Source organism: Halobacillus hunanensis (assembly GCF_900166655.1).
Classification (GTDB): Bacteria; Bacillota; Bacilli; order Bacillales; family Halobacillaceae; genus Halobacillus_A; species Halobacillus_A hunanensis.
On sequence record NZ_FVZB01000007.1, the window covers coordinates 307,180 to 324,198 of the forward strand.

The 17,019-nt window shown below is 42.2% G+C and carries 20 protein-coding genes and 1 pseudogene; 14 read left to right on the forward strand and 7 right to left on the reverse strand.

Annotated elements, in window-relative coordinates; genetic code table 11:
- Positions 1-6: 6 nt before the first annotated feature.
- Positions 7-609: a hypothetical protein gene (locus tag B5354_RS20300; RefSeq protein ID WP_139377144.1), complete on the reverse strand. Its 603-nt coding sequence runs from the start codon at positions 607-609 to the stop codon at positions 7-9.
- A 124-nt stretch (positions 610-733) separates the two neighbouring features.
- Positions 734-865: a hypothetical protein gene (locus B5354_RS20925; protein WP_281252744.1), complete on the reverse strand. Its 132-nt coding sequence runs from the start codon at positions 863-865 to the stop codon at positions 734-736.
- A 192-nt stretch (positions 866-1,057) separates the two neighbouring features.
- Here B5354_RS20925 and B5354_RS14155 point away from each other — a divergent pair, with 192 nt between their 5' ends.
- Both B5354_RS14155 and B5354_RS14160 read left to right on the forward strand, forming a co-directional pair.
- Entirely contained in the window at positions 1,058-1,255 is a 198-nt protein-coding gene (locus B5354_RS14155; protein WP_079529460.1) for a hypothetical protein, read from the forward strand.
- A gap of 4 nt (positions 1,256-1,259) precedes the next feature.
- Complete coding sequence (locus B5354_RS14160) at positions 1,260-1,733, forward strand: DinB family protein (protein ID WP_079529461.1); 474 nt, start codon at positions 1,260-1,262, stop codon at positions 1,731-1,733.
- 60 nt (positions 1,734-1,793) lie between these two features.
- Here B5354_RS14160 and B5354_RS14165 read toward each other — a convergent pair whose 3' ends face one another.
- Positions 1,794-2,108, reverse strand: coding sequence for a hypothetical protein (locus B5354_RS14165; protein ID WP_079529462.1), 315 nt, complete (start codon positions 2,106-2,108; stop codon positions 1,794-1,796).
- 116 nt (positions 2,109-2,224) lie between these two features.
- On the opposite strand from B5354_RS14165, the gene B5354_RS14170 reads away from it, so the two are divergent.
- Positions 2,225-3,100 (forward strand): AraC family transcriptional regulator, encoded by an 876-nt coding sequence (locus tag B5354_RS14170; RefSeq protein ID WP_079529463.1) that lies wholly within the window; start codon positions 2,225-2,227, stop codon positions 3,098-3,100.
- A gap of 57 nt (positions 3,101-3,157) precedes the next feature.
- On the opposite strand, the gene ymzB is transcribed toward B5354_RS14170, so the two are convergent.
- Complete coding sequence (gene ymzB, locus B5354_RS14175) at positions 3,158-3,511, reverse strand: protein YmzB (protein WP_079529464.1); 354 nt, start codon at positions 3,509-3,511, stop codon at positions 3,158-3,160.
- A 201-nt stretch (positions 3,512-3,712) separates the two neighbouring features.
- Between ymzB and B5354_RS14180 the strand changes: the two genes are divergently transcribed.
- A complete protein-coding gene (locus B5354_RS14180) occupies positions 3,713-4,642 on the forward strand; it encodes an MBL fold metallo-hydrolase (RefSeq protein ID WP_079529465.1) in 930 nt (309 codons plus the stop codon).
- Between the two features lie 72 nt (positions 4,643-4,714).
- Positions 4,715-5,236, forward strand: coding sequence for a nitroreductase family protein (locus B5354_RS14185; protein ID WP_079529466.1), 522 nt, complete (start codon positions 4,715-4,717; stop codon positions 5,234-5,236).
- Between the two features lie 309 nt (positions 5,237-5,545).
- Here B5354_RS14185 and B5354_RS14190 read toward each other — a convergent pair whose 3' ends face one another.
- A complete protein-coding gene (locus B5354_RS14190; protein WP_079529467.1) occupies positions 5,546-6,922 on the reverse strand; it encodes an aspartate aminotransferase family protein in 1,377 nt (458 codons plus the stop codon).
- Positions 6,923-7,098: 176 nt separating this feature from the next.
- On the opposite strand from B5354_RS14190, the gene B5354_RS14195 reads away from it, so the two are divergent.
- From B5354_RS14195 to B5354_RS14220, 6 genes and pseudogenes are all read left to right on the forward strand, one after another.
- Complete coding sequence (locus B5354_RS14195; RefSeq protein WP_079529468.1) at positions 7,099-7,959, forward strand: MurR/RpiR family transcriptional regulator; 861 nt, start codon at positions 7,099-7,101, stop codon at positions 7,957-7,959.
- A gap of 409 nt (positions 7,960-8,368) precedes the next feature.
- Complete coding sequence (locus tag B5354_RS14200; protein WP_079529469.1) at positions 8,369-9,064, forward strand: response regulator transcription factor; 696 nt, start codon at positions 8,369-8,371, stop codon at positions 9,062-9,064.
- A 2-nt stretch (positions 9,065-9,066) separates the two neighbouring features.
- Complete coding sequence (locus tag B5354_RS14205) at positions 9,067-10,044, forward strand: sensor histidine kinase (RefSeq protein WP_079529470.1); 978 nt, start codon at positions 9,067-9,069, stop codon at positions 10,042-10,044.
- A 637-nt stretch (positions 10,045-10,681) separates the two neighbouring features.
- The gene (locus tag B5354_RS14210) at positions 10,682-11,455 is read left to right on the forward strand and encodes an ABC transporter ATP-binding protein (RefSeq protein ID WP_079529471.1); all 774 of its coding nucleotides are present in this window, start codon (positions 10,682-10,684) and stop codon (positions 11,453-11,455) included.
- Positions 11,430-13,301, forward strand: coding sequence for an ABC transporter permease (locus tag B5354_RS14215; RefSeq protein ID WP_079529472.1), 1,872 nt, complete (start codon positions 11,430-11,432; stop codon positions 13,299-13,301). Before B5354_RS14210 ends, B5354_RS14215 begins: the two co-directional genes overlap by 26 nt.
- A gap of 21 nt (positions 13,302-13,322) precedes the next feature.
- Positions 13,323-13,668, forward strand: a pseudogene (locus tag B5354_RS14220) (YxeA family protein).
- A 303-nt stretch (positions 13,669-13,971) separates the two neighbouring features.
- On the opposite strand, the gene B5354_RS14225 reads toward B5354_RS14220, so the two are convergent.
- Positions 13,972-14,172 (reverse strand): hypothetical protein, encoded by a 201-nt coding sequence (locus B5354_RS14225; RefSeq protein ID WP_079529473.1) that lies wholly within the window; start codon positions 14,170-14,172, stop codon positions 13,972-13,974.
- 267 nt (positions 14,173-14,439) lie between these two features.
- Between B5354_RS14225 and B5354_RS14230 the strand changes: the two genes are divergently transcribed.
- The 3 genes from B5354_RS14230 to B5354_RS14240 are packed head-to-tail and all read left to right on the forward strand — an operon-like array spanning position 14,440 to position 16,276.
- Entirely contained in the window at positions 14,440-15,696 is a 1,257-nt protein-coding gene (locus B5354_RS14230; RefSeq protein ID WP_079529474.1) for a DNA polymerase IV, read from the forward strand.
- A gap of 14 nt (positions 15,697-15,710) precedes the next feature.
- Positions 15,711-15,938 carry a hypothetical protein gene (locus B5354_RS14235; RefSeq protein WP_079529475.1) on the forward strand — a complete coding sequence of 76 codons (228 nt, stop codon included), beginning with the start codon at positions 15,711-15,713 and terminating at the stop codon, positions 15,936-15,938.
- Positions 15,938-16,276, forward strand: a complete 339-nt coding sequence (locus B5354_RS14240; protein WP_079529476.1) for a YolD-like family protein — start codon at positions 15,938-15,940, stop codon at positions 16,274-16,276. Before B5354_RS14235 ends, B5354_RS14240 begins: the two co-directional genes overlap by 1 nt.
- A gap of 13 nt (positions 16,277-16,289) precedes the next feature.
- Here the strand turns inward: B5354_RS14240 and B5354_RS14245 are convergent, their stop codons facing one another.
- Positions 16,290-16,967 carry a DUF421 domain-containing protein gene (locus tag B5354_RS14245; protein ID WP_079529477.1) on the reverse strand — a complete coding sequence of 226 codons (678 nt, stop codon included), beginning with the start codon at positions 16,965-16,967 and terminating at the stop codon, positions 16,290-16,292.
- Positions 16,968-17,019 lie beyond the last annotated feature (52 nt).

A 17,019-nucleotide genomic window follows, 5' to 3' on the forward strand; every position in this document is an offset into this window, starting at 1 on the left:
GTAAAATCACTCCGATTTTAAGTTTTGCATGTTTAATAAGTAACCTCGGAAATCTCGATAGCCAAAAGATGGCCCGGGATATCCCGTATAGGACCAGCTGATTGGATACGTACAAAGATGTCTGAAGCTCGGTGGGTTACAGCGGGTTTCACCATAGCCATACCATTCAGAATAATACCCAAAATAAGTTAATTGATAGATAGAATCGACGGTGATCTGGATGAGGACGGGATCATTTCTATAAGGAACTGGAAGCATACCGGGAGGAATTTGCAGATTTAGTAAATAGTCCAGGGCGACGAATCGGTCCTTCCTGGATAACGTTGAGAAAAGTCCTTCGCAGGGAGAAAAAGACGAATGGCCGTACTCTTTATATATGAAAAAAGCGGCTACATCAAGAAGGTGGGAGGTTTTGTTTGCCAGTGGTGTTGGCAGACTGTCAAAAGACATCATAAGGTATTCCCAAGTACACAAGTCCACACCGCCATATTGAAACGTCCAACCAGATTGGTATGCCATGATACTGGATGGGATAAGCGTATCAACCACGGCCTTGAAATTTATTTGGGTAGAGTATGGGCATATAGGGTAACAAGCTGATGTGATCATGTAACCACCTCGTTATTTACCTGCTTAAGGATATAAATTATGGGTTACATTATTTTAGATCTTCTGGAGCGTAAATATGATGAATGAATACTTTTTTTAATCTTGAGAGGTGAAAAGGTCGTAATCACGAAATGAATAAGTCTATTATGTAGAAACCATCCGGCATAAAAAATGTACTGGTTATTACTTGAAAAGCGAGAGCAATACTAATACCTACTACTACAACTGTTGTGATCATATCTATAGCTTTAGTCAAAATCGATCCCTCCGTCTTTATGGTCAACCTCATTATCATCACAGTAACAAAGTATTTTCTATTATTCGAATAAGTTGTAAACTTTATGAAGGTTTAATGGGAAATCGGCGTCCAAAATATGGTAAAATATAGTTGGCATCAGTTATTGTGAGACCGGAGGAAGTTTTATTAAAGCAGGCGGGGGAGATTAAGATGGACAAAAAAATGAAATCGATAATTGGAGTAATAGGCTCTTTTCTTGTATGTTTTTTTGGTTTATATCGCTTACTGGTTGAAACCACATCGACTGCTGACTTATTGCTTGTTCCTATAGTGTTTGCGGTAACAGGTTTTATAGGTGTCATTGGAAATTCTCGTAATTTAATGATGCTAAATAACAGGTCACATTAAACATATGAAAGAACAATACGACTGGATTCGGTGTACAAGAGAAAAACTATTTCAATATTGTGAAACGATTACAGCAGAAAATTATACGTGTGAACTTGATCAATTCGGCTGGGGATCGATTCGAAACCTGCATGTACACGTTGCGGAATGTTATCAATCTTGGCTTGGTAACTTTGGGCTGCAAAAAGGTCTAACATTAGTAACGCCGGAGCTGGCCAGGAATGTGGAAGATATGAGAGAAATTTTTGAAAAAGTAGACCGGTTTGTTTATGAGTTTCTGGATGAGTTTGAAGGCCAGTGGAACATTACTATTTCAGGTCCTGTGTCATGGAAAGAGGGGGAAGAAGAGTTAACTCCTCTTTGGCTCTACACTCATACAGCTACTCATGAATTTCATCACAAAGGGCAAATGGTGTCGATGAGCAGGCAGTTGGGCTACATACCTGAAGATACCGACCTTATTGAACCAGAGAGATAGATAGTTATTAGTACAGCTATGAATGACACGATTTTCTGCTAAGGTCAGCTCGTGTCATTTCTATTTTATTTTCTGCTTTAGAAACTTTAAACCTGCTTGCGTGACATGGGGCTCAGATAAAGAGACAACTAGAAAATCATCAGGCCTTTTGTTTAAGCCGAAACCTGAGGCAAGGCGGTTTTTGAGCGTATGTTCAAGGAGATCATAAAAGGATTCTTCACTTAGGTGTCCTTGCCAGCGATCGACTTGCTTAGGATACTGCTGAATTGCGTCAAGGACTCGCGCGACTTCGCCATTAAATTCCTCAATCGATTTAAAAATGATGAGCACTCCCTTCTTAGTATCTAGATTATTAGATTTTGTGTTGACGATCATATCTCAAAAGAATATGTGTTGTGTTTCTTATACCCTCAATCCTGCATAACGAAGCACGAAATGTCGGGCAGGCGACAGCGGAATCTTGTTACTCTGGAAAGGAAGGAGGTCAGCTAATGGATTCGCTGAAAAGTATGAATGAAGCCATCAATTATATGGAAAAACATCTTCTAGACGAGATTGATTTGAAAGAAGTGGCAAGACGGGCATATTGTTCGGAGTATCATTTTAAGCGAATGTTTTCGTTTTTAGCCGGTGTGCCGTTATCGGAATATATTCGCCGCCGTCGACTGACACTGGCAGCATTCGAGCTTAAAAACAGTCAGGAAAAGGTTATTGATCTAGCGATGAAGTACGGTTATAACTCGCCAGATTCTTTTTCCCGAGCTTTTTTCAATATTCATGGCCTTACCCCATCTGAAGCCAGAAAAAATGGCCATTCTCTTAAAGCTTATTCGCGAATGACCTTCCAATTAGCCATTCAAGGAGGAGAAGAAATGAATTATCGAATCGAAGAAAAACAGCCATTTCGAATTGTTGGCAGGCAGAAAAGGGTTCCGATCATTTTTCAGGGAGAGAATCCGGAGATTACAGCGATGTGGAAAACGTTAAGTAAAGAGGAGATTAGTAAACTTAAAGATCTTTCTGATGTGGAACCAGCCGGATTGATTCAGGCGTCGACGAACTTTTCTGAAGGCAGGATGGAGGAAAAAGGGGAGCTTGACCATTATATTGGTGCTGCCACGACAAAGGAGGCCCCGGAAAACTTCGCCCAGCTTGAAGTTCCAGCCTCAACGTGGGCGGTGTTTGAAGCGGTTGGACCGTTCCCTGATACGCTGCAAAACATTTGGGGCCGCATTTATTCGGAATGGTTTCCGTCCTCGTCTTACGAACAAACAGAGGGTCCGGAAATATTGTGGAACGAGCATATGGATGTAACGTCTCCAACTTTTACAAGTGAAATTTGGATTCCCGTTATTAAAAAAGATTAGCTTTTTGACTAACAAAAATCCCCATTCCTAGGTGCAGGAGGGGATTTTTGCGTTTTTCTATTGATCGGTCAGTTCAATTATATAGGTCCCACGCTCTGTGATTAACGAAAAACGTGTATTGTCAAATTGGTATAAGCTCGTGTCCTCGAGTGGTATTTCGTAAAAAGATTCCGGGAGCGGCTGGGAATTGGGAGTTTCCGTTTGAATGGTTCCTGTTCCATTTAATTGCAGGGCATGCATCGGTTCGTACTCATCGAGTCGTCTCGTATTGGTTTCATATGAGATTGAATCCAGCTGCATCAAGGTTTCGTCGTGATCTTCGAGTTCTTGTTTAGTCACTTTAATGGTTTTGCCGCTCCAATGCTGGAGCAATTCGTTAAATTCCTCAACGGATAAGTATTCTCGGTTCATCATAATCCCTCCTGCTCTTTAGATTTTCCTAAGAGGTATGGAATCATACGGAAACCAAGGTTTTCGGGAGTGTGCGTGCTTGTACTTTTGAATTGTAAGACAGATTAATTGACGGAAGCAGTGCCAAACAGCTAAAGTTACCAGTAATAGGAATTAATTAGATTCTACTCTAGAACGCGTTTGTTTAAAGGGGAAAGCTGTATGCTGGAAGAGATGACAGAAGGGATTTACAAACTGGTGGTTACATTTCCATCAGGGATGCAAGAAGTGAATTGTTATTTGATCGAAGGTGTGCGGGGTTACACCGTCATTGATACAGGCACCTATTCTGAAGAGGCCAAGGCGGGCTGGGAGGAATTGCTGAAATCAGGAGCAGTGATCGAAAAAGTTGTGTTGACACATACTCATCAGGATCATATTGGGCTTGCAAGGTGGTTTCAGCAGGAGAAAGGGGTTCCTGTTTATACATCAACGATCAGTTACAGTGAAATGAAGAAACACCGTGATACGAATGTCGCACGCAATATCGATTGTTTAGTCACACGTCATGGCGGACCTGGTGTTCCCGAGGATGTAGCTGATGATTCGTTTATTTACGATTTCGAACCCGATGGTTTTTTTGAGAAAAACGATCAGATCCAGTTGGGCGACGATCTCTATGAGACGATTTGGACGCCAGGTCATGCTTGGGATCACGTGTGTTTTTATAATGAAGAGAAGCAAGTGATGATGATTGGCGATCATTTGTTAAATCATATTTCCCCTGTGATCGGGCTTTGGCTGGGCGAGGAAAGTAATGTCTTACAGGAGTACTATGGTTCTTTGGAACGCATCAGGACGTATAATGCTCGTGTTGCACTGCCTGGCCATGGGGAGGCGATCAATAATTTAGCTGAGCGGATAGATGAGGTCAGGAATAGGCATGATCAACGGCTTCAAGAAGTGTTGGATAGGGTTCAAGATCAATGGACCACAGCCCATGACGTATGTCAGGCTATGTATGGAACGTTACATATTATTTTATTTTTAAGTCCTTTCATGGCAACACTCACTCGGTTGATTTATTTAGAAGGGCTTGGAAAAGTGGAGCGGAAAATGATTGACGGGAAGGTGTTGTTTCGAGCGTATTAAACGAGTTGCCATAGGCTGCTACAGGGTATAGAACGGAAGGACTTTACTTTGCAAATTGGGGGAGAGTTAAGTATGGATGTTTTAGAAGCCATCAAGGCAAGAAGAGAAATTACTTCTTATAAGGATGAACCGGTTCCTGACGACATCCTGCGAAAAGTGGAGGATGCGGGAGTTTTTGCCCCGACAGGTAATAATCTTCCGTCAAAACATTTGATTGTAGTGAAGGAACGGGGGACGTTGGATAAGTTAGCGGAGACCACTCCCTATATGTCCTGGATGAAAAAAGCGCAGGCAGCTATTGTGGTGGTGGGGAAACCGGAAGTGAGCAAATATTGGCTGCAGGATGCTTCGTTTGCCTGTGCGTTTATTTGGCTTGAGGCTGTTGAAGTAGGCCTTGGTTCAGCCTTTGGAGCCATCTATCATGCACAGGATCAGCAAGAATCAGAGGAGCGCGAAACGCATGTAAGGAAACTTCTCGAGATCCCAGAGGAATGCCGCATTGTAGCGGGACTTGGACTCGGGTATCCGGACCAAACGCCAAAGCCAAAGACCCATGTGCCAAGAGATGAAATCGTCCGCTACGAAACATTTTAAAGAAGATAGGAAGGAATAAGGTTGTCCTAAAAGTGTAAACCACTTAAAGGACAGCCTTTTTACATATAATTCCCACCTCAGGTCATCCATTCATTTCCATTTTCAATAAAGGATCTACTGAACTCGCCTCGCTTTATCGATGTATTGAGATAGCTCCTTAACGTGATGCGATAACGTCCTGTCTCATAGAGATAGCGCCCTGTCTCAAAAAGATACCTCCCTAACTCGACGTCATAAAGACTTAACACACAAACATAACGCCCTAACTTAATCTAAGGCTGCTTGGCAGTAGCAGTGGTTGTTCTACCCTCAGCTGAGCTTAGATAGGGCTTGTTCATAAGCGGCAAGTGTACGCTGAACCTCCTTTTCCCCGTGAACCGTCGACAAACTGTAGCGATTTAATGGCTTCGTATAAATACCTTCGTTTAACAAAAGAAAATCCAACTGTTTTCTCATCGAAAAATTCGCTTGTTGAAAATCTCGATGGTTCCGTATCTTTTCTTTATCGGTGATCACTACATTGAAAATAGATCCGAGACCAATTGTCTGCATAGAAATTCCCTTTTTCTCAAACAGCTCACTGATTCCTTTTTTCAACTGGCGGGTTGTGGCCAGAACATGGTCGATCTCCTGTTCGAGTACGTTAATGGTGGCGATTCCTGCAGCTAGAATCGTTGGATGGCCGTTGTATGTGCCGCTATGAAACAAAACATCCCTTGCTTGGGAGGCATTACTTTGGCTGGAGTCGAACACATCCGAGTTGGAAGTCGGAGCACTTGTCATGAGCACATCTTGTTTTCCTCCTACAATCCCCACCGGAAAGCCGCCTCCGATTACTTTTCCTAATGTAGTAAGATCAGGAATGATCTCGTAAGCGGCCTGAGCGCCACCAAGTCCAATGCGAAAACCTGTCTTGACTTCATCAAAAATAAGCAAGATGCCGAGGTCTTCGGTAATCTTGCGAAGTCCCTCCATAAAGGATTGATCAGCTGGAATAAATCCGCTCTGAATGGGCTCCATAATTACCGCGGCAATGTCATCTTTCTTTTTACGTAAAATTTCTGCTGCAGCATCGATGTTGTTGAATGGCAGCACGATGGTGTGTTCCTGATGATACGGGTCGATTCCTTTTGATTCAATAACAGATGATGGCTCCGCAGCGGGTCCGGCATTGTCTATCGAAGGATTAACGCTCAAGAGGACTTGGTCATACCCTCCATGATAGTGACCTTCAAACTTGGCAATTTTGTGCTTGCCTGTGTAAGCATGGGCCATACGGATGGCTAAAAGGGTCGCTTCTGTACCTGAGTTTGTGTAACGGATTTTCTCCATACTCGGGTAATGCTGCATGATTTTGTGTCCCATCTCTATTTCAAGGCGGTGCGGGGTTCCGAATAAAAACGTCCCACTATCCTCCATCTGGGACTGGATAGCATGCGTCACGGCTGGATGGCCGTGGCCGAGCATCAGCGCCCCGTAGGAGAGGAGATAATCTACATATTTATTACCGTCAATATCATATAGATACGCGCCAGCGCCCTGATCCATAATAATTGGATAAGGATCGAAGGCTTTAATATTGGCTGTCACACCGCCGGGCATCACCTGTTTGGCATTTGCCGAGAACTCCTTGGAATTTGATGTTTTGCTTAGGAATTCCGCTAACGCTTCGTTTTTGATTTGCATAGGTACTCCACCTTTCTAGGAAATTTATATTGCTTATTTTATTTAACATGAAATTTATATTTCATTTTACATCGACGAATCAGATTTGTGAATAGGTGATTTCTTTTATATAATAAATATGAAATATATATTTCATCAATAACTAGGAAATTTCATAGTAAAGGAATCGATAAAGTATGGAAGACAATATTTATCAGTTTATGGCTGAAAAAATTTCACTTATGAGTAAATCACAGAAAAAAATAGCTTCCTATGTTTTGGAAAATACTAGCAGCGCTCCATTTTTAAATGTAGCTAAACTCGCGGCGGTAGCTGGAGTTAGTGAGGCAACGATCGTGCGGTTTGCTTTTTTTCTAGGATACTCCGGCTATCCAGAACTTCAGCAGGCTATGCAGCATGCTGTCAAACAGCAACTATCCACGACAGAAAGACTGAAGATGTCTTCAGAAGTGGGGGGAGGGAAAGAGCAGACAATCTATGATATGTTCCATCATGACCAGGAAAACATTCGCTTAACGATGGAACAACTAGATAAAACAGCTTTTTTTCAGGCGGTTGAATCATTACTTGAAGCAAAAAGCATCTATATTTCCGCTAATCGAAGTGCCGCTTCACTCGGTGTATTTCTTCAATATTATCTCAGTATTATGCTAGGTAATGCTGAAAGAGTTGGGACGGTGGAAAACAGTGCGGAACAGTTATACGAACTAGGGAAAGGGGATGTGGTATTTGCGATTAGTTACTCCCGTTATACACGAAGCACGATCAACATGGCAGCTTACGCAAAACAACAGGGAGCCACAACGGTCGTCCTTACCGATTCTTTGTTATCCCCACTCATACCGCATGCGGATGTGGCATTGACAGCTTCAAGCCAGCTCCCGACATTTATTGATTCTTTTGTAGCGCCTTTCAGTGTAGTTAATGCGCTGGTGGCGGCGATTGGGAAGGAAAGAAGGAGTGAAGTAGAGGAGCGTCTTGAGAAATTTGAAGATATCTGGGGTAATCTGGATATTTTTTATAAGGAAGAAGATTAATAAACCTAAAAGACAAAATTCAAGTCTGCATCATTCAACATTTTTGAATGGTGCAGGCTTTTCTATTATAAAAATTTTGTATAGGAACATCTCAATAAAAGGTGTGGTTTCTCAATGAAATTTGCGCCGAGCCATAAAACAGAATGACTTCTGCAACTTGGCTAAGCTCTATATATTGTTGTACCCTAAAAAGAGTTAATACTTATCATTCAATTCCTTAGCAGTCGTTTTCGGATCAAGAATCGTCATTATAATTGTGATCATGATATCCATTGTCTTTTTCAATGAAGAGCCTCCTTTTCATAAGCTTTGATCACATTATAGAAGCATCCTTGATAAACAAATAGAGAATAATATTAAAGGAAACTTACATTTTTGTAAGGTGTTCTTTTTAGAGAGGAAGATCGGTATGCCGAGCATTATGGTTGTAGAAGATAATCAGGAGTTAAGGAGCCTGTTGACTGATTATTTATCGAAATATGGATATGAGTGTAAGGCTGTTGATAATTTTCAGGATGTCTTAACAGAATTTCAGGAAATTAGTCCTGATCTCGTATTGCTTGATATCAACTTACCGGCTTTTGATGGGTTTTATTGGTGCAGGCAAATAAGAAAATACTCGATGTGCCCAATCATTTTCATATCGGCTCGAGAAGGAACGATGGACCAGGTGATGGCCATTGAAAATGGAGCGGACGATTATATAACAAAGCCGTTTTCGTTTGAAATTGTAACGGCGAAGGTGAAAAGTCAGCTCCGTCGAACGATGGGCGAGTATGCTCTCAAGCAGGAAGAAAAGCTAATTGAATTTGAGGGGTTGACCTATTATCCTGAAAAATTAGAGCTTGAATTTAACGATCAGACTTGTGAGCTGTCCAAAAAGGAAGCAGCGATGATCGAGGTTTTATTGGAGCGGGGAGATAAGGTCACGAGCCGTGATCGATTGATGGAGAAAATGTGGGATACGGATATGTTTGTTGATGAGAACACACTCAATGTGTACATATCAAGACTTCGTAAGCTGCTTAAAGATATGGGGATTGTGAATGCCATTGAAACGGTTCGCGGTGCCGGCTACCGAATAAGAAATACGTGGGATGGATAAATATGAAACTATTTTTACGGAGTCATTTGGCGTTAGGGTTAACCGTTATAGCACAAGGCGTGTTTACGTGGATCTATTTATGGTTTCTAGGGTTTCAAGGCTGGGAGCATGCGCTCTACGTGATTTTGATGCAGGTTTTGTTTATCTTCGGCTATCTTTCCTATCGCTGGATGGAGGAATATAAATTATATAAATGGATCGCATCAGAGGAGGATGGAACGAGGATAGTTCCAAACTTGGGGAATAGTTTTTTCTCAAAAGCACTGCAGCAGAGAATCCTTGCAGAGAAATCTGCATCCGATAAGAAAATTATTGAGAGTGAGGCGGTTGTAAAAGAGAGAGCTACCTTTATGAATCAATGGGTCCACCAAATGAAAACGCCCATTTCTGTCATTCAGTTGATGATTAAAGATTACGATGATCCTGTGTTTCAGGATATTCGAAAAGAGATTTTCCGTCTTGAAGAAGGGTTGAAAACCGTGCTTTATTCATCAAGGTTATCCTTGTTTGAAAAAGATTATTTTATTGAGTCTTTTGCGATTCAGCCGTTTATGCAAAATCTTATTAAAGAAAATAAACGGTTGTTTTTTCAGTTTGGGGTGTATCCGAATATCACCATGGAACAGGAAGAATTGTCGATTACCTCTGATCAAAAGTGGCTCAAGTTCGTGATCGAGCAAATCCTGGCCAATGCTGTCAAGTATTCCACAAAAAAATCGGATAAGCTGGATATTAAGGTGGAGGCACAAAGCGAGCAGGTGAAGTTAACGATCACGGACTATGGAATCGGTATCCCTGATCAGGATCGAAGAAGGGTATTCGAACCTTATTTCACTGGGGTAAACGGAAGGAAGTATCATGAGTCGACCGGGATGGGGCTGTATCTCGTCAAAGAAATTCTGGATAAGTTGACTCATGAATTTTCGATGGAAACGAAAGTAAATGAAGGAACGTCCTTTTGTATTTATTTTGAGGTGTAAAGGAATTATAGAATTAAGGCCTTGCTGTAGTTACAGGGAGGCTTTTTGTTGTTTAACGTAATTATACAATACTTGGCTATGGGTAAGGTTATTTTTGAAATTGGCTACATTCAGCTCGCAAGACTAGTTCATCACCACGGCGCAACAGGACGTGGGTGTTAAGTGTGAAAATATAGCTGAAGCCGGGAGAAACTACCTTCTACCATTGTGAAGTGTGGTTGTTTTTAAACATAGTTCTCTTTTTCACATTGGGTTTGAGGTCATACCGTTATTCCGTAATCGCTTACTTATCCTGAAGACTCAGCTTCGATGCACTTTGGGTTCGTTACGATATATGGGCTCAGGTGGCTGGGAAACGACTCGCTTTCCTGCGGGGGAAATGGCCAGCCTCTTTTAAGCGAAGCCTTCCGGATGCTTGTGAACCTAGAGTGTTTCCGTTTTTCTCACACCATCCGAAGCAACGGAAACATCCCCATAATGCCGGTCTTAGTCGAACATCGCCAAGCCTTCTCTACCAGGACGCACCGGTATTTTGTACATTCTTACAAAAGTGTAAGGTTCATGTAAGGATATACTATCGTAAACACCTTAAGTTCTTTTTACAATAGAGGCACAGTCATTCAAGGAGGTTTCAACAATGGAACATGTGCTTAAAGTGAATCAACTAAACAAAATTTATGACGGAAAAAATCCGTTTCAAGCCTTAACCAATATAACCCTGGACGTAGAACCCGGGGAGTTTGTCGGAGTAATGGGACCATCAGGATCAGGTAAGACAACATTCCTAAACCTTATTTCAACCATTGACCGCCCAACGTCAGGTGAGGTGATTATCAACGGGCAGCAGCCGCATCAACTAAAAAAAGAAAAGCTGGCTAAGTTCAGAAGACGTGAATTGGGATTCGTCTTTCAGGATTTTAACTTGCTCGATACGTTGACGCTGGAAGAAAACATTATGCTGCCGTTAGTGTTAGAGAAGGAGAAACCTTCTGTTATGGAAGAAAAACTGAGCAAAATTGCTAAAAAACTTGAGATTGACAAGATCCTGAAGAAGAGAACATTCGAAGTGTCAGGAGGACAAATGCAGCGTGCCGCTATTGCGAGGGCAATTATTCATAATCCGGCCTTGCTGCTTGCCGATGAGCCGACAGGGAATTTGGACTCAAAATCTTCTAAAGCCGTTTTGGAAGCGATGCTGGATATTAACCGACGAGAGCAAACAACGATGTTCATGGTGACGCATGATCCGTTAGCCGCCAGCTACTGCCACCGTGTCGTATTTATTAAAGACGGTGAACTCTACAATGAAATTTATATGGGAGATAACAGAAAGGTATTCTTCCAGCAAATTATCGATGTCTTGTCGATGCTTGGAGGGAATGCTGATGAACTTTTATCAACTCGCGGTTAAAAATGTTACCCGAAATTTGCGGTCCTATTTGGCTTTTTATTTGAGTAGTTCCTTTGCTGTGATGATCTTTTATCTGTTTGCCATGTTTATCTTTCATCCAGCTTTAGAAGAGGGGTATATGAACAATATTGCTCAGAAGGGCATGGCCGCAGCTGAATGGATTATTTTTGTCTTTTCGATCTTATTTGTTCTCTATTCTGTTAGTGCCTTTTTGCAAACGCGAAAAAGAGAGTTTGGTGTGTTGACAATAACAGGGACTTCACCACGGCAGTTACGCATTTTATTAACGGTTGAAAATATGCTGATTGGTCTTTCCTCCATCGTTTCGGGAATTGTCGGTGGAACGATTTTAGCTAAGCTGTTCTTTGCAGCAGGTGGATATGCCCTTAATATGGAGCCGTTATCATTATATTTCCCGGGAAAAGCGATGGGGCTCACAGCTGCCGTTTTCCTGCTGCTCTTTTTCCTCATTTCTCAGTTCATTCTTTTCTTTATTAAATCAGAGAAGACTGTTGCTCTGTTGAAAGGAGCGAAGGCACCTAAGCGGGAACCAAAGCCGTCCATATGGTTGTCTATCATCGCATTAGGCTTCTTGTGTACAGGGTATGGCATGGCTTTGACAGCTCAAATCAACATGCCGAACGCGGTGATCATTTTGATTACAACGGTGGTTGGCTCGTATTTCTTTTTTAGTCAATTAAGCATTTGGGCAGTAAAGCTTTTGAAAAAGAATAAACGCTTTTACTTAAAAGGCTTTCATCTCTTATCGGTTTCCGACTTAACCTATCGTTTAAAAGACAATGCAAGATTATTTTTTATCGTCAGCATTGTCTCGGCAGTAGCTTTTACGGCAACAGGAGTTTTGACCGTTTATAAAACAAATCTGCATGCTGAACGTACCCAATATGAAATCGAATATCTCTCTTTGCCTGATAATGAGGAAGAGGCGGCACACATCAATTCGATTGAAAAAAGTCTGAAAGAAAATGGTTTTGCTTTTACAACCGATGAAATCAAGACGATCGAGGCGCGGTATGAAAAAGAAGATGGATCAGCACCGCCTGTATTAATTTTCTCACAGGAGCAGTTCTCAACATTGCAGCCTGCTGTTCAAGAAGAATCACTTCAGGCTGGTCAGGCTATTTTTTACAAGGATAACCGTGGGGTTTTGAGCAAAGAGGATATCCCGGCAAACTTAGATCTTATGGATACGTCCCGTTCGATTGAGGTGAAAAAGGTCGAGTCCTCTGTGTTATCGATTTCCAGCGCGATGGTCGTGAATGAGGAAACGTTTCAGGAATTAAGGACATCCCTCGAGCCTTCTACTTTGTATGGATATAACTATCAAAACTGGAAGGAAAGCGTGGCGATTACTCAACAATTAAAGGGTCAGTTGTTCGGTAACTATTCAAACATCAATTTTGACTTTACTGCTAAGGCCGTTACGTATTTTATAACTGTGCAGCTCCCTAGCCTAAGCTTATTTATCGGTTTATTTGTAGCGATTGTTTTCTTCTTAGCAGCGGGAAGTTTTCTGTATTTCCGTTTATTCACGGATTTAGAAGCGGAACGTGAAAAGTATAAAGCCTTATCTAAAATTGGGTTAACTGAATGTGAGATGAAGCGAAGTGCCACCTGGCAATTAGGGATTTTATTTTTCCTGCCTTTTCTCATGGCTACTGTTCATACAGGATTCGCCTTAATGGTTTTAGAGAGGGAGGGCTTCTTCAATGTTTTCGCGCCGTCTGTGATCACGCTTCTTGGATTTCTAATCTTACAATTGATCTATTTTATAGTAGTTCGTTTTAGTTATGTAAAAAAATTAACAGCATCCTTCATGGATTAGCACAAAGGGGAGTAGGAGAACATGAAGAAAATAATGGGAATGTTAGTAGTGCTGGCTGTTGCTATCGTAGGATTTATGGCACTTCCGAATGAAGTGACCGATCGGTTGAATCCGTTAGTCCCTAAAGATGAGATTTTTGTACAAATTACTGAATCAGGAACTCCGCAAAGCCCAGGTGGATATGATTACACATTAGCGGGTTTTAACGCAGAGGGTGAAAAACGAGAAGTCACCTTTTATGCGGGTAAGGAACTGCGGAAGAACGCCTTCTTAAAGGTGTATGCGAAAGGAAGTTATGTTGGAGACGTGGGAAGAAGTTCAGGGTGAAGCATTGCCTGAAAAAGCGAAGTGGAAGTTCCTACATTAAAATCATGACAAGAGGGACCATAAGGCAAGCAATGATATCAAAAAACGAACGATAAAATATTAAATCATATAATCGCAGTCATTAGCGCAGTCAAAATACGAAGACTCCTGCGGCAACAGCGCGAGCCAAAGATCCCACAGGAAAGCGTTCTTTGCATTCCGAGGAATCTGAGGCCGTGCTCGCGGAAAGCGAAGTATTTTGACGGAGCGATGGTAGACTCCTTTCATTGGGCACAAATAATCCGAACTGATCTAATCGTTCGGATTATTTTATGCTTCATTCAGTTTTGATCCAGCCTCGTAACTAGCTCGGATTGTCTTTTTTGGAGTTTTTTAATAACGTCATCGTCTTGCGTACATATACAAAGGCCAAATATCCGAATCCGATCACAAGCAGCCCGCACAGCACCACCCAGGCTCCGTTCAGCCACTGCGGAACAAAGAGGGTAAGGAGCGTTAACAGAACCGCTGCGACCATAAAGGCAGATACCAATCGAACGATCATAGAGATCCCTCCAGAACATAATCAATTTTCTTTATTATAACGTTTCGCAATCTATTTTGTCGAAGAGAGAGATTGGTGGAGGATTATGATAAGGAACCACACCGTATGACTTTATCATCTACTCCTCCTGCTTTTGTACCATCTTGACTAATTGGCTGTAACATCGGCTTTTCCTCTTTTTTTTAGTGGTGGTTTAACTTTCCTGTATACATCTAAAGGCCTTTTGCATATAATAAGAACAAACGTTCGTACAAAAGGTGAGGGAAAATGGACTATTCAATTTATCCTAGAAATGATGTCTTGTGCATTGATATGAGATCTTTCTATGCAAGTATAGAGTGTGTCAAGCGCGGTCTTGACCCGAAAACCGCATTACTGGCCGTGGTGGGAGATACAACCAGGCGCGGCAGCATCGTTCTGGCTGCTTCCCCTTCTCTTAAAAAAAAGCATGGAATCAGTAACGTGAGCCGCTTCTTTGAATTGCCGGAGGACCCGGAGCTGGTGATTGCTCCCGCTCATATGGGGGACTACCTGGCCGTATCTGTAGAGATTACAAAGATGATGAAGAATTTTGTACCCAAAGAAGCGATTCACGTATATTCGGTAGATGAATTATGGGTGACAGTAAACGGCCTGCGGACGCTTTATGGTTCTCCTTATGAGATTGCTGAGCTGATTCAGTCCCGGATTCGGGAACAGTTTGGAATTGAGTGTGTCGTCGGCATTGGGGATAATAAGTTTTTGGCAAAAGTCGTTATGGATATTCATGCGAAAAAAGCGAGTGATGGAATTGCCGAATGCCGCTATGAGGATGTCGAGGAGTTGTTATGGCCATGCGACATCCATGAAATATGGGGGATTGGCTCACGGATGACAAGAAACTTGAATCGTATGGGCATTGTGACGCTCGGGCAGCTGGCGAAACATCCGTTGAAATACCTGAAGAAGAACTACGGGATCATGGGTGAACAATTATATTGGCACGCCTGGGGAATTGACCTCAGTCCTGTGTATGGAAATTTTGTTAAAACGGAACAAAAATCATATGGACACGGGATTACTTTGCTGAGGGATTATCAAAAGGAGGAGATCTTTGCCTGTCTGCTTGATCTGTGTGAAGAAGCCTGCCGGCGGGCGCGTTATGACGGCAAGGAAGGCAGGACCGTACACCTGGGCATCGGCTATTCAACCGAAACAGGCGGTGGGTTCAGTCGATCATTATCTGTGCAGATGCCGACAAATTCTACGATGGAGGTTTACCATATGTGCCTGCGCCTATTCAATCGGTTTTACGATGGCTCAAGCAAGATCAGGAGAGCTTCTGTAGCTCTTACCAATTTGGGAGAAGAAACGGACGTTCAACTGAGCCTGTTTGAAGATCGATCAAAAGAGAAAGCACTCGGGGCTGTGATGGACACGATTCGTGATCGCTATGGATCGACAGCTTTGCTGCGAGCCAGCAGCTATACGAGCGGTGGAATTATACCAGAACGCAGTCAGAAAATCGGCGGTCATTATGCGTAAAAGAGGTGAAAGAGATGGAAGGGTTATTAATTCGTGCAATGGAACAAAAACAAAAGCTGGAAATGATTTATTTGGATGCAGACGGCTATATGTCACAAAGAACCATCAGAGTTCTTGAGGTCAGGGAGGAGGACATTCTTACTTATTGTTATTCGCGGAGGAAAGTACGAATGTTTAAAAAAGCAAGGATATTGTCTCTAACCCCTTTAATGCTGCGGCGAAGACGATTGGAGGCACAATAATGGAAGATCGAAATCGAGATAGAGGGACAATCAAATGGACGTCGTTAATGCTGCCGGAACACGTGGAACTTATTAAAGAAGTCTGGCAGGAAGATGAAGGCGTTCCGAAGAAGGTGATCGATGAACAGCAGGCTGAGGAGAATGAGCTGGCCCTTCAGCGTGCAGTCCAAGAAGGGTTACTCGTCAGGATCACTTATTACAATGGATTTAATTATAGCTATAGGAAAGCAAAAGTATTGCATCTGGACCCTCATAGAAAAAAGCTGTCCTGCATGAGCACCAGCCATGAACGCATAACGATGGAGTTTGAGCAAATTTATGAGGTTGTACTGGTATAAGGTAAGTGAAGATTTATTCGTACGTTTGCACAAATAACCCATCATCTTTCAGCCACTCGGCTATGAAAACCGTTTGGGGATGGGAAATACCCTGGACGTTAAGCTGCTTTTGTAACCAGGCTTCATCAACGCCTAAATCAGCAAGTTCATCCCGTAGTACTTTCCCATCCCGGATCAGGGTGACAGGGACATGGACAGAGGCGATGGGCATATTGAAGTCCTCCTGTGTTGTTTTTTGATACTTCGTTTTTTTCAGGATACTGATGGACCCGTTTGCTTCTAAATAACAAAAAGCCACTTCCCGGATGGAGAAGGTTTCGCTTTGTCTGAGCAAGCTCTGCAGTTGATTCAAGTTCATACGATTTTTCTTTAATTCCTCCCGATCTACAACTCCATTTTTTATTAAGGCAGACGGTTTTCCTTCAGAAACACCTCGAAAGGGCAGAAACTTTTGCCCAAGGTATTCTACCAGAAATAATAACACCCCCCACAGGCTCACAGAGTAGATAATATAGAGGACGCCAATTTTATGATCGTAGAGGGCGTTTCCCAATAACTCGCCCAACACAATCGATGCGATAAAGGTAAAGGGAGTAATTTGACTAATAATTTTCTTACCGACAAACTTCACGATGATAAAAAGCAGAACAAACCCTATCAAAAGCTCGGTGGTCAGATAGATGAATTTCATCCATAATTGCTCCTATCTTAGTTGAAAAGTACAACTTTAGGGTTCCCGGTTA